Source organism: Streptomyces sp. NPDC086989 (assembly GCF_044745505.1).
In the GTDB taxonomy this organism is placed as follows: Bacteria; Actinomycetota; Actinomycetes; order Streptomycetales; family Streptomycetaceae; genus Streptomyces.
Window position 1 is genome coordinate 50,178 of sequence record NZ_JBIVAL010000004.1, and the last position, 12,156, is coordinate 62,333.

Below are 12,156 nucleotides of genomic sequence, written 5' to 3' on the forward strand. Positions count from 1 at the left end.
CCGCGGCCCGCGGCGGCGGGCGCGCCCCCCGCCCCGCGCGCGCCCCCGGCCCCCCGCCGCCGTCGCCGCCCCGCGCCCCCGGCCCCCCCCCCCCCCCCCCCCCCCCCCCCCCCCCCCCCCCGCCGCCGGTGCCTTAAGGGCCGTTGCCCTCCGCCGGCGCGGGAACGCCCGCCGCCGGAGCCGCCGCCGGGGCCGCGGGGGCCGCCGCCGGAGCCGTGGGGGCCGTACGGGCGAACACCCCGAGGAACAGGAGCAGCGTCGGGATCAGGTACACCAGCCACACCGCGACCTGGAGCCAGGTCGGGTCGGGCTGGAAGTTGAACGTCCCCTTCAGCAGGGTCCCGTACCAGCTGTCCGGCGGGATCGCCGCGGTGACGTCGAAGGCCTTGTTCATGAGGCCGGGCAGGAACTCGGCCTCCTGGAGGTCGTGCACCCCGTACGCGAGCACGCCCGCGGCGACCACGACCAGCATCCCGCCGGTCCAGGTGAAGAACCTGGACAGGTTGATCTTGAGTGCGCCGCGGTAGAACAGCCAGCCCAGCAGGATCGACGATCCGATGCCGAGCAGCACGCCCGCCAGCGGCCCCGCGCCGTCGCCGGCCGCGTGGACCGACCGCCACACGAACAGCGAGGTCTCCAGGCCCTCCCGGCCGACGGCCAGGAACGCCGTCGTCACCAGGGCGCCGGTGCCCATCGCGAGCGCCGCGTCGAGCTTGCCGTGCAGCTCGGTCTTCAGGTGCCGCGCGGTGCGCTTCATCCAGAAGACCATCCACGTCACCAGGCCGACCGAGACGATCGACAGGCTGCCGCCGATCGCCTCCTGCCCCTGGAACGTCAACTCCGAGGTGCCGAATTCGAGGGCCGCGCCGAAGGCCAGGCTGAGCGCGGCCGCGAGGCCGACGCCGAGCCACAGGGGTCCCAGCTTGTCCTTGTGCCCGGTCTTCACCAGGTACGCGATGAGGATGCAGACGACCAGGCTGGCCTCCAGCCCCTCACGCAGGCCGATCAGGTAGTTGCTGAACACGTCGGTTCCTTTCCGTTCCGGGGAACTACGCGAACAGCGCCCGGCCCCACCAGTCGTCCTTGTCACGGACGCCCGGCGGGACGGCGAAGACGGCCGAGCCCACGTGCTGGATGTACTCGTTCAGCGCGTCGTTCTTGGACAGGTTGCGCTGGAGCGGGATGAAGCCCTTGCGGACGTCGCGCTGGTAGGCGAGGAAGAACAGGCCCGCGTCGAGCCGGCCCAGTCCGTCGGTCCCGTCGGTGAACGAGTAGCCGCGGCGCAGGATCGTCACGCCGTTGTTGCTGTCGGGGTGCGCGAGGCGGACGTGCGCCTGCGGCTTCATCGCCTTGAGGAACGGCTCGTCGCGCTCCTTGGACTTGCCGACCGGGGCGCCCTCGGCCTTGTCCCGGCCGAAGATGTCCTCCTGCTCCTGGAGCGGAGTGCGGTCCCAGGTCTCGATGTGCATGCGGATCCGGCGGGCGACCAGGTACGAGCCGCCGGTCATCCACGCCGAGGCGCCCTTGGCCTCGTCCGCGACCCACACGTGCTTGTCGAGGGCGGCGGTGTCGGTGCCCGCGATGTTCCGGGTGCCGTCCTTGAAGCCCATCATGTTGCGCGGGGTCTGCTCGTCCGGGGTGGTGGACGAGGTCTTGCCGAAGCCGAGCTGCGACCAGCGCACCGCCGCCTTGCCGAAGCCGATGCGGGCGAGCTGGCGGATCGCGTGCACCGCGACCTGCGGGTCGTCCGCGCAGGCCTGCACGCAGAGGTCGCCGCCGCTCTTGGCGGGGTCCAGGTTGTCGCCGGGGAACTGCTCCAGGTCGACCAGGGCCTCGGGGCGCCTGTCCTCCAGGCCGAACCGGTCCTTGGCGAAGAGCGAGGGGCCGAAGCCGATGGTCAGCGTCAGCCGGGACGGCTTGAGGCCGAGGGCCTCACCGGTGTCGTCCGGCGGGGCCTCGGGCAGGCCGCCGACCGCGCCCTCGCCGACGGGGAGGCCGGCGGTCATCCGCTCGGCGGCCCGCGTCCAGTCCTTGAGGAGCTGGACGAGCTCCGCGCGGTCCTTCGTCTTCACGTCGAACGCCGCGAAGTGCAGCCGGTCCTGGACGGCGGAGGCGATCCCGGCCTGGTGGGTGCCGTGGAAGGGCACCGCGGAGCCGCTGAGCGCGGCCGGCACGGTGTCGCCGCCGACGGAGAGCGCGGCGACCGTGCCGCCGGCCGCGGCGGCGCCGAGCGCGAGCCCGGCACCGCCCCAGCCGAGCACGGAGCGGCGGGACGGCCCGCCGGCGACATCGCCGCCGGCGGACGCCACGGTTTCGGCGGACGTGGCGGACGTGGCGGCCTCGGCGGCCGAGTCGGTGGTGCTGGTGTCCTCAGACATGGTCCGTTACCCCTGATACGCGTTACTTGGCGACGGCGGCGGCGAGCTTCGACAGCGGCTCCCCGAGCGCGCTGACGGCGTCCGCGAGTTCCTTGCGCTGCTCCTGGGAGACGGTCTCGTACGAGGTGAAGTCGTAGCTGTTCTTGTCGGCGCGGTACTTGTCGAGCAGCGTGTTCATCGCGGCGAACTGCTTGTCCAGCTCCGCGGACAGGGCCGGGTCGTTCTTCGCGGCGGCCGGCTTGAGCAGTTCGTACGCCTTCTGGGCGCCTTCGACGTTGCCCTTGAAGTCGACCAGGTCGGTGTGGCTGTAGCGCTCTTCCTCACCGGTCACCTTGCCGCTGGCGACCTCGTCCAGCAGCTCCTTGGCACCGTTCGCCATCGAGGTCGGGGTGATCTCGGCCTGGCCGACCTTCTTCTGCCAGTCGGTGAGGTCGGTCATCAGCTGGTCGGCGAGCTTCTTCTCGTCGTCGCCGATCTTGTTGTCGGCGAACAGGGCCTTCTCCAGGCGGTGCCAGCCGGTCCAGTCCTTCGCCGGGTCCTGACCGGCCTCCAGGCCGTCCTCGCGGACGTCGACCTTGGGGTCGATGTCGCCGAAGGACTCGGCGACGGGCTCCGTGCGCTCCCAGCCGATGCGGGACACGGCGTACGCCTTCTTGGCGGCGTCGATGTCACCGGCCTTGACGGCGTCCGCGAAGGCCTGGGCCTTGGGGAGGGTCTCGTCGGCCTGCTCCTGCACGTACTTGCGGTACTCGGCGACCGCGGCGTCCAGCTCCGGGCTGCGCTTCTCGGCGGCGCCGTTGCCCGTGGCCTTGACCTTCTGGCGGATGCCGTCGCCCTTCATGCCGGGCTTGCAGGTGATGGCGTAGTCGCCGGCCTTGATCTCGGCGGTGATGGAGGCCTTGGTGCCGGGGCCGATGTTCTCGCGCTCGGCGACGATGCGGTCGTCCGGGAAGAGGACGTAGACCTCGGTGACCTTGGAGCCCTTGTTCTCGACCTCGATGGTGACCTTGCCGGCCGGGAACTCCGTCTTGGAGACCTCGCACGCACTGTCGGAGGCGGCGACCTTGATGGCCCCGTCGCCGGCGCCGCCCTTCTCGGCGCAGCCGGTGACGGCGGTGATCGCGGCCACGGCGGCGGCCGCAGTGAGGACGGTGAGGCGGGCGGGGCGCATGGGCGGGCTCCTGGCTGTCTGGCGTTCGGCAGACGGCCGCCCCGATCAGGAGGGCAGCCGGTGAGGCGGACCTAACTTAACCGAGGCTTACCTGACCCATGCCCGCGCGTCCAGTGATTCAGCCCACACATACGACCGACGGACACGGGCCCGTCACGGCAGCTCCAGGGCTGCCCCAAGGGAAGGTCAAGCGGAGGTCAAGTCGATGCGGCCGCTCCCAGGGGCGCAGCGGTCGTCGTCCCGCCCGGGACCACAAGCGGAACCCCGGTACTCGGCGCCGGCCCCCCCGGTGGCGCGCATGCGCCGGGGTGCGGTGCGCTCGTCTAGGGGCCGTCGGACCACCCGTGCTTCAATTCCAGCGTGAACGATCTCGATGTGCTCAGCGTCTTCTGCGCGGGCGACGGGCGGTTCGGCAACCTGCTCGGCGTCGTGCGCGACGGCCGGTCCTGCCCCGACGACGCGTCGAGGCAGGCCCTGGCCGCTGAACTCGGCTACAGCGAGACGGTGTTCGTCGACGACCCCGAGCGCGGGGTCGTCGACATCCGCACCCCCGGCACGCGGATGCCCTTCGCGGGCCATCCGCTGGTCGGCGTCGCCTGGCTGCTCGACATCGAGGAGCTCCAGCCGCCGGCCGGCTCCGTATGGGCCCGCGACGACGGCGAGTTCACCTGGATCACGGCCCTCCCCGAGTGGGTCGAGGGCAAGCGCACCCAGCAGTACGCGAGCCCCGCCGAGGTCGACGCCCTGCCCGCGCCGCCGCCCGGTGAGGGCTGGCTGTACGCCTGGGCCTGGGAGGACGAGACCGCGGGCCGGATCCGGGCCCGTGGCTTCCCGCGCCGCCCCGACGGGGTCATCGCCGAGGACGAGGCCACCGGCTCGGCCGCGATCCTGCTGACCGCAGAGCTGAACCGCGCCCTGAACATCACCCAGGGAGCCGGCTCGCAGATCCTCACCGCCCCCGGCCCGGACGGCACCGTCGAGATCGGCGGCCGCGTCCGCTTCGCCAGGCCCCCGCAGGCGCACACCGGGACCGAGCGGGTACTCAGCCGCGATTGAGTAGGTGCGCCCTGGGCCAGGACGCCGTCCGGCGCTGGAATGGCGGTATGAACACGACTTCGAGTGCCGCACCGCGTCCCGCCGGAACACAGGAGTGGCTGCTGGTCCCCGCGCTCTTCACGGCGGGGACGCTGGTGGCCGGCGGCCTGAGCTACGCGGCCTCCGACCTGCCGCGCTCCCCGCTGTGGCTCTCGCTCCCGTACCTGGTGCCGCTGGGTCTGGCGGCCGTCACCTGGCTGCGGCCCCGGACCCGGGAGCAGCGTACGCACCGCATCCTGGCGGGCAGCATCGGCGCCGCGCTGGCCCTCTTCTACGCCAAGGGCGTCGAGGCCGCGCTGTTCCTCATCGGGCTGGTCGTCTGGCTGGTCCAGGGCGACTGACGCCGCGCCCGGCACCGGAGCCCCCCCGGCACCGGAGCCCCCCGGCACCGGAGCCCCCGGCACCACCGGGTGCGGGGCTCCGTACGCCGGGGCGGGCCGGAGTTCAGGCGCTGAGCGGGAACTCCTCGCCCAGCTGGCGGAAGACCGCGCCGTTGAGGTCGAAGGCGCGCTTGCACTCGTCGATGATGCGCTGCTTCTCCAGGTCGTCGGCGGCGATCGCGTCCAGCAGCTCGCGGTAGGTCCGCTTGAAGGCCGCGGGGTTGGAGATGTCCGCGAAGACGTAGAAGCGCACGCCGTCGCCCTTGCGCGTGAAGCCCCACGTCCGCTCCGCCTTGTCGCGGATGATCTGGCCGCCCGAGAGGTCGCCCAGGTAACGGGTGTAGTGGTGGGCGACGTACCCGCCGGGCCAGGTGGCCGCGCACTGCGCCACGCGGGCCGCGTAGGCCTCGGTCGCGGGCAGCGCGATCAGCGTCTCGCGCCAGGACGGCCCGCGCAGGTGCGCCAGGTCGCGTTCGATCTCGGTGACGCGCATCAGCTCGGGCCGTATGAACGGGCCGGCCACCGGGTCGTCCCTCAGGGACTCGGCCCCGTCTTCGAGGGCCCGGTACACGAACCACAGCTGCTCGGTGTAGCGCGCGTACGCGTCCACCCCGAGCCGGCCGCCGAGCAGGTCGCTCATGAACGTCGAGGTCTCTGCCGCGGTGTGCTGCTCGTGCGACGCGACGCGGATGACCGTGGAGAAGGCGTCCAAGACATTCCTCCGGAGGCGGGACGGGGGGGGGGACGAGGGGGACGGGTCCGTCGGGCGTGACGGTGAGGCCGCCACGCCCGATCCCCTGACTTCGGACTTAGGTGCACCTAAGTCGATGTGTTCCCGACGCGCTGTCGGTAAAACATCCCCGGCCGGGGTTTTCCGGTCGCCCGGCCCCTCGCTCGCCCCGTCCCTCGGCCGCCCCGTCGCCCCTATGGAGTGTCGTCAAAGTAGCGTCGGCCGCCCGAAGGGCGGGGCCGGCGGGGCCTGGTGCGTGCGATCGCAAGGCGGAGGAGGGAATCGACGCGGAGCGTCGGTGACCGACGACAACGCGGCGAGCGTGCGTACCAGGCCCCGCCGGCCAGACGGGACTTTGACGACACGACCTAGGGCAGGGTGAGGATCTCCGCCCCCGTGTCGGTCACCACCAGTGTGTGCTCGAACTGCGCGGTGCGCTTGCGGTCCTTCGTGACGACGGTCCAGCCGTCCGCCCACATGTCGTACTCGTGCGTGCCCAGGGTCAGCATCGGCTCGATCGTGAAGGTCATGCCGGGCTCGATGACCGTCGTGGCGTGCGGGCTGTCGTAGTGCGGGATGATCAGGCCGGAGTGGAAGGACGTGTTGATGCCGTGCCCGGTGAAGTCCCGGACCACGCCGTAGCCGAAGCGCTTCGCGTACGACTCGATGACCCGGCCGATCACGTTGATCTGGCGGCCCGGCTTGACGGCCTTGATGGCCCGGTTCAGGGCCTCGCGGGTGCGCTCCACCAGCAGCCGCGACTCCTCGTCCACGTCCCCGCACAGGTACGTGGCGTTGTTGTCGCCGTGCACGCCGCCGATGAACGCGGTGACGTCGAGGTTCACGATGTCGCCGTCGCGCAGGACGGTGGAGTCGGGGATGCCGTGGCAGATGACCTCGTTGACCGAGGAGCACAGGGACTTCGGGAAGCCCCGGTAGCCCAGCGTCGACGGGTAGGCGCCGTGGTCGCACATGTACTCGTGCGCGACCCGGTCCAGCTCGTCGGTGGTCACCCCCGGCGCGATCAGCTTGGCGGCCTCCTCCATCGCCTGGGCGGCGATCCGGCCGGCGATGCGCATGGCCTCGATGGTCGCGGCCGACTGCACCTCCGGTCCGGTGTACGGAGTGGGCGCGGGCCTGCCCACGTACTCGGGCCGGCGGATGTTTCCGGGAACGGAACGGGCGGGAGAGAGCTCGCCTGGTACGAGCAGCGACTGGCCAGACATGCAAGCGAGTGTATCCAGCGGGGATGGGGCAGCATGGCGGGCAGAGAGCGGTAACGAGAGGAGCCCGAGGACGATGGCCCTGTTCAAGAAGCGCCAGGTGGGCAAACCCGGCGAGTGGTACTACTGCCTGGTCCACCACAAGGTCGAGGAAGGCCCGGAGTGCCCGGCGAAGGACCGGTTCGGACCGTACGCGACGCCGGAGGAGGCCAACCACGCCATGGAGACGGCGCAGGAGCGCAACCTCGAATGGCAGAACGACCCCAAGTGGAACGACAGGACGCCCGACGAGGACGAGGGCACGGCCGCGCCGTAGTCCCACCGGCCGGGGGCGGACCTACCAGCGGCTCGGCGGCGGGGCGGTCAGCTGGTCGGCCAGCCGCGCCAGCCGGTCCCGCAGCCGCCGCGGCCCGCGCCGCTCCGGCAGGCTGTTCTCCCCGGCCGCCGCGCTGACCAGGTGCTGCACCGTGTCCAGGTCCAGTTCGCCGGCGCCCTCCCGGACGGACAGGGCGTCGTGCGCGAGCGCGGCGAGATCCGCGTCACCGCCGTCCAGGGACAGTACGGTCGCCCCCGCGAGCCGGGCGTCGTGCACCCGCTCCAGCAGCCCCGCCCCGGGCTGATCCGGTGCCACCACCAGCAGGGTGTGCCCGCGCCGGGCCCCCTCCAGCCGGCCCAGTCCCACCGACAGGTGCGGCGGCGCCCCCGGCAGCACGCGGTGGCGCACCAGCGTCGGCGCCAGCTCCGGCAGCCCCGACCAGGCGGCCTCGTCCACCAGGTGCGCAGCCAGGTGCCAGGGCTCGTACTGCTCGGTGCCCACCAGCAGCAGGCTCCCGCCGGCCGCAGCCACGGAGCGGCGCAGCGACCCGGCGAAGCGGCGCGCGTCGGCGGGCCACTGCGTACCGGCGAGCACCTCGCGCAGCAGCGCGACCCTCACGGCGTCCATGGCGGCATCCTGCCGCACGGAACGGGCATACGGGGCCACTTCGCCCCCCTTCGCCCGAGAGTGGGGCCCCGTGTCCGTTCGAACCTGCGGATCACGGCATTACCCTCGCCCCCATGACCTCCTCAGACAGCACTCAGAACCCGCCCGCCGCCGCACCGGCCAAGGCCCCCGCCAAGGACCCGTGGGACCTGCCGGACGTGTCGGGCCTCGTCGTCGGCGTCCTCGGCGGCACCGGTGACCAGGGCCGGGGCCTGGCCTACCGGCTCGCCCGGGCCGGCCAGAAGGTGATCATCGGCTCGCGCGCCGCCGACCGCGCGCAGAGCGCCGCCGACGAGCTGGGCCTCGGTGTGGAGGGCGCGGACAACGCCGAGTGCGCGCGCCGCAGCGACATCGTGATCATCGCGGTGCCGTGGGAGGGCCACGCCAAGACCCTCGAAGCCCTCCGCGAGGACCTCGCGGGCAAGCTCGTGGTGGACTGCGTCAACCCGCTCGGCTTCGACAAGCAGGGCGCGTACGCCCTCCCCGTCGAAGAGGGCAGCGCCGCCCAGCAGGCCGCGGCCCTGCTCCCCGACTCCCGCGTCACGGCGGCCTTCCACCACCTGTCGGCGGTCCTGCTCCAGGACACCTCGGTCGATGAGATCGACACCGACGTGATGGTCCTCGGCGAATCCCGCGCCGACACCGACATCGTCCAGGCGCTGGCCGCCCGCATCCCGGGCATGCGCGGAGTCTTCGCGGGCCGCCTGCGCAACGCCCACCAGGTGGAGTCCCTGGTCGCCAACCTGATCTCCACGAACCGCCGCTACAAGGCCCACACGGGCCTGCGCGTCACGGACATCTGAGCCCCCGCCGCTGCGCCCGGCGCCCACCGGGCGCAGCGGCCCCGGGAGGCCGTCAGCCCCGCCGCCCGCCGCGCACCTCGACGGGCCCCAGATGCGCCACGACCCCTTGGTAGAAGCGGTCCACGGCCTCGTCGACGCTGCGGATGAAGCCGGACTCCGTGTTCCCGCGGGTGTTGCCCATGCCCTTGATCAGCGACAGCCGGAACCCGGTGAGGGGCGCGCCGCCCCTGGGCAGCAGGTCGCCCGGCTCGGGACGCAGCCGCTCCAGGGTGCCGCGCGGCCCGTTCCCCTCCTCGACGAGGCTCTCCACGTGCAGGTCCGCCGGCGCCTCGGCGAGCAGCCGTACCAGCCGCTTCACCGTGGTCAGCGGGTACGAGCCCTCCGGCGCGGGGACGTCGACCGAGGTGCGGACCTTCCCCGTCCGCAGGTCGGCGGTCACCGCGAGGACGCTGCTCGTCCCGTCGATGCGCAGCTCCGCCGTCAGCCGCCCGTCCCGGCACAGCCTCTCCGCCGCCGCCGTACGGCGCGCCTGCGGATCGCCGCCGCGCCGGGCGCGCTGCACCGGGAGCGCCTTCTGGCCGAGCTCCCCGCCCAGGCGCAGGCAGACCTGGCGGATCAGCCGCTCCCAGCTCTCGACGACCTCGACGGCGCGGGCGTCGTCCGGGGCGAGGGTCTCGTCCTCGATGCCCTTGCGCACGGGCACCCAGGCGGCGCCCATGTTCTGGAAGCCGTGGCAGCCCGACTGCTCGTGCTGGAGGTACTCCAGCAGCTCCTGGAGCAGCCAGGCGTGCGCGGCGTTGCCCACGCCCTCGTGCCGGATCAGCATCTGGGCCTGGTGGGCCACCTCGGCCCAGGACAGGTGCCACAGGCTCACCTTGTGCTTGCGACGCCCGTCGATCTTGACGTCGACCATGGCGGCGCCGTCCAGGGCGACGTCGTTGGAGAGCGTGATCACGGCCTCGTAGCCGCGCCGGGCCGCGATGTCCATGTACTGCTGCACCTGCTCCGCCTTGAGCGGGTTGCCGTTCGTCTTCGTCTCGACCAGGGCCGTCCAGAGCTTTCCGGCACGTTCGACGCGGATCACACCGTCCGGGCGGCGGGGGGTGTCGCCGTGCGGGAGGGACACCTCGGTGAACGTCTGCATCCGCCCGGCGGGGGCGCCGAACGCGGCCGTGAGGCGGCGGCCGAACTCCGGTACCTGCGCCATGACGGACAGCAGCACGGAGGTGGCGCGCACCTCCCGCTCCCTGTCGCTCTTCAGCGTCGGTACGGGGAACAGTCGGGCGGGGCGCCAGGAGTCGTTCTCGGCCAGCGAGTTCCTGGCCACCTTGGGGAGGGTGACCTTCTTCCTGGTCGTACGGGGTCCTCGTCCCCGGGTCTGGGCCGGCACGCCGGGGGTGCCTCCGGCCGGCGCGGCTGCTGCCGAGGCCGGCCCGTCCGCGGCCGCTGCGGCGGTGTCGCCGGCCGTGGGCGCGGCCCCCGAGGTCCCGGCGGCCCCGGCGCCCTGCGCAGCCCCCGCGGCTTGCGCAGCCCCGGCCTCCGCGGTCCCCTCGGCCTCACCCGGCGCCCTGGCCCCCTCGGCCTCATCGGCTCCCTCGGTCTCATCGCCGTCCTCGAGGACGACGATGCCGAAATCCGTGGCCAGGCCGGCCAGCCCCGTCTCGTAGCCCTGCCCGACCGCGCGGAACTTCCACTCCTCGCCGCGCCGGTACAGCTCGCCGAAGATGAACGCGCTCTCCACGCCCGCGTCGTGGATGGAGAACCCGACCAGCGGTTCGCCGGACCTGTCGGCGACCGTCATCCGCAGGTCGTCCAGGTCGCCGAAGCGGGCGCCGCCGTACTGGCTGGCCGCCACCACGATGCGGGCCACCCCCTCGGGCACGGCGGTGAGGTCGACGCTGATGCGGTCCTCGTCTCCGTTCCCGGTGGGCGTCTTGCCCAGCAGCTGCACGCTCCCGTCGGCGGCCGCCGGGTTGTTGTAGAAGTAGAAGTCGTTCTCGCTGCGGACCTTGCCGTTCTCGTCGACGAGGAGCACCGACACGTCGGCGTCACCGGCGCCCGAAGCGCTGCTCCAGCTCAGGCTCACGACCACGGCCCCGGCGTCCTCGCTGAGGGCCGTCAGGCTGACGTTGGCACCCTTGGAGATCTCCTGCATGTCCCTGCCCCCCAGTCGCCCGGCCCGTCGTCCGAGGCGGACCGGGCAGGCCGGACCGTCGTTCTTCCGTTCCCGGCGAAACCGTAGCCGCGTGCGGGGCCGGAGATCGGCGAAAGCCGGAAACGGGTCGGCGGCGGGGGCGGAAGCGGAAGCGCGGGGCGGCCTTACGGGAGCACTGCGGGGCATGGGGGACACTGGTGGGGCTCGACCCCGTTCCGTGTCGCCGAGGAGCTGTGCCCCATGCCCCGCCTTGCCGTGTTCGCCATCGTCGTCTGCGTCCTGTCCGTGGCCGCGGCCGTGGTCGCCTTCGTGGAGGGCAGCTTCCTGGGGATCGTGTGGGTGCTCCTCGCCGGGCTCACGTCCAACATGGCCTGGTTCTACCTGCGCAAGGCCAAGGCGGAGAAGGCCTCCCGCTCCGCCGGCTAGCAGCGCCCGCTCACGGCTGCGGGACGGCGCAGAAGCCGTTCGCGTCCTGCCAGAAGCGGTAGAGGTCGCGGCCGCAGAACGTCTCCAGGTCGGACACGCCCAGCGCGGACAGCAGATTGCGCACCACGTCGAAGAAGTACGTGTTGACCTCCGGGATCCACAGCAGCGCGAACACCGCGATCAGCCCGAACGGCGCCAGCGGCGCCACCTCGCGGCGGATCCGGTACGACAGCCACGGCTCGATGATCCCGTAGCCGTCCAGCCCCGGGACCGGCAGGAAGTTCAAGATCGCCGCCGACACCTGGAGCAGCGCCAGGAACGCGAGCGCGAAGCGGAACGGCATTGGGACCCCGTCGAGGGCGTTCAGCCAGAACGGCGCCGTGCACACGACCGCGAACGCCACGTTGGTCAGCGGGCCCGCCGCCGAGATGAGGCTGTGCTTCCAGCGGCCCTGGATGCGGTCGCGCTCGATGTACACGGCGCCGCCGGGCAGACCCAGCCCGCCCATGATCACGAAGATCACCGGCAGGACGATGCTGAGCAGCGCGTGCGTGTACTTCAGCGGGTTCAGCGTCAGGTAGCCCTTGGTGCCGACCGTGAGGTCCCCGCTGTGCAGGGCCGTGCGCGCGTGCGCGTACTCGTGCAGGCACAGGGACACGACCCAGGCCGAGGTCACGAACAGGAACACCGCGAGCCCGGTGCTCGTCGAGTACCCCGTCCACACCGCCCACCCCGTGACCGCCATGACGGCGACGATGCCGAGGAATACGGAACTGATCCGCCGCTCGCCGCGGCTGCCCTGATGACCCATGC

13 protein-coding genes are annotated in these 12,156 nt (G+C 72.5%); 5 read left to right on the plus strand and 8 right to left on the minus strand.

The window, feature by feature from the left end; all coding sequences use genetic code 11:
- Positions 1-133 precede the first annotated feature (133 nt).
- Genes efeU through efeO form a run of 3 tightly spaced genes read right to left on the minus strand, consistent with a single transcriptional unit; the run spans position 134 to position 3,549 of the window.
- Positions 134-1,024, minus strand: coding sequence for an iron uptake transporter permease EfeU (efeU, locus tag ACIPK4_RS09965; protein ID WP_402310749.1), 891 nt, complete (start codon positions 1,022-1,024; stop codon positions 134-136).
- 25 nt (positions 1,025-1,049) lie between these two features.
- Positions 1,050-2,378, minus strand: a complete 1,329-nt coding sequence (gene efeB, locus ACIPK4_RS09970) for an iron uptake transporter deferrochelatase/peroxidase subunit (protein WP_402310752.1) — start codon at positions 2,376-2,378, stop codon at positions 1,050-1,052.
- 22 nt (positions 2,379-2,400) lie between these two features.
- Positions 2,401-3,549, minus strand: coding sequence for an iron uptake system protein EfeO (gene efeO / locus ACIPK4_RS09975; protein WP_402310755.1), 1,149 nt, complete (start codon positions 3,547-3,549; stop codon positions 2,401-2,403).
- 360 nt (positions 3,550-3,909) lie between these two features.
- On the opposite strand from efeO, the gene ACIPK4_RS09980 reads away from it, so the two are divergent.
- Positions 3,910-4,605 carry a PhzF family phenazine biosynthesis protein gene (locus ACIPK4_RS09980; protein ID WP_054221885.1) on the plus strand — a complete coding sequence of 232 codons (696 nt, stop codon included), beginning with the start codon at positions 3,910-3,912 and terminating at the stop codon, positions 4,603-4,605.
- 47 nt (positions 4,606-4,652) lie between these two features.
- A complete protein-coding gene (locus tag ACIPK4_RS09985; RefSeq protein ID WP_402310758.1) occupies positions 4,653-4,985 on the plus strand; it encodes a hypothetical protein in 333 nt (110 codons plus the stop codon).
- A 103-nt stretch (positions 4,986-5,088) separates the two neighbouring features.
- Here the strand turns inward: ACIPK4_RS09985 and ACIPK4_RS09990 are convergent, their stop codons facing one another.
- The gene (locus ACIPK4_RS09990) at positions 5,089-5,736 is read right to left on the minus strand and encodes a heme oxygenase (biliverdin-producing) (RefSeq protein ID WP_402310761.1); all 648 of its coding nucleotides are present in this window, start codon (positions 5,734-5,736) and stop codon (positions 5,089-5,091) included.
- Positions 5,737-6,122: 386 nt separating this feature from the next.
- Positions 6,123-6,980: a type I methionyl aminopeptidase gene (gene map / locus ACIPK4_RS09995; RefSeq protein WP_054221882.1), complete on the minus strand. Its 858-nt coding sequence runs from the start codon at positions 6,978-6,980 to the stop codon at positions 6,123-6,125.
- Between the two features lie 73 nt (positions 6,981-7,053).
- Here map and ACIPK4_RS10000 point away from each other — a divergent pair, with 73 nt between their 5' ends.
- Positions 7,054-7,293, plus strand: coding sequence for a hypothetical protein (locus tag ACIPK4_RS10000; RefSeq protein WP_402310763.1), 240 nt, complete (start codon positions 7,054-7,056; stop codon positions 7,291-7,293).
- 21 nt (positions 7,294-7,314) lie between these two features.
- On the opposite strand, the gene ACIPK4_RS10005 is transcribed toward ACIPK4_RS10000, so the two are convergent.
- A complete protein-coding gene (locus tag ACIPK4_RS10005) occupies positions 7,315-7,920 on the minus strand; it encodes a hypothetical protein (protein ID WP_402310766.1) in 606 nt (201 codons plus the stop codon).
- Positions 7,921-8,033: 113 nt separating this feature from the next.
- Here ACIPK4_RS10005 and npdG point away from each other — a divergent pair, with 113 nt between their 5' ends.
- On the plus strand, positions 8,034-8,762 hold the full coding sequence (gene npdG, locus ACIPK4_RS10010) for an NADPH-dependent F420 reductase (protein ID WP_402310768.1): 729 nt from the start codon (positions 8,034-8,036) through the stop codon (positions 8,760-8,762).
- A gap of 52 nt (positions 8,763-8,814) precedes the next feature.
- Here the strand turns inward: npdG and ACIPK4_RS10015 are convergent, their stop codons facing one another.
- The gene (locus tag ACIPK4_RS10015; protein WP_402310770.1) at positions 8,815-10,917 is read right to left on the minus strand and encodes a TerD family protein; all 2,103 of its coding nucleotides are present in this window, start codon (positions 10,915-10,917) and stop codon (positions 8,815-8,817) included.
- Positions 10,918-11,157: 240 nt separating this feature from the next.
- Between ACIPK4_RS10015 and ACIPK4_RS10020 the strand changes: the two genes are divergently transcribed.
- On the plus strand, positions 11,158-11,343 hold the full coding sequence (locus ACIPK4_RS10020) for a hypothetical protein (protein WP_054221878.1): 186 nt from the start codon (positions 11,158-11,160) through the stop codon (positions 11,341-11,343).
- 10 nt (positions 11,344-11,353) lie between these two features.
- Here the strand turns inward: ACIPK4_RS10020 and ACIPK4_RS10025 are convergent, their stop codons facing one another.
- A complete protein-coding gene (locus tag ACIPK4_RS10025; RefSeq protein ID WP_402310773.1) occupies positions 11,354-12,154 on the minus strand; it encodes a site-2 protease family protein in 801 nt (266 codons plus the stop codon).
- Positions 12,155-12,156 lie beyond the last annotated feature (2 nt).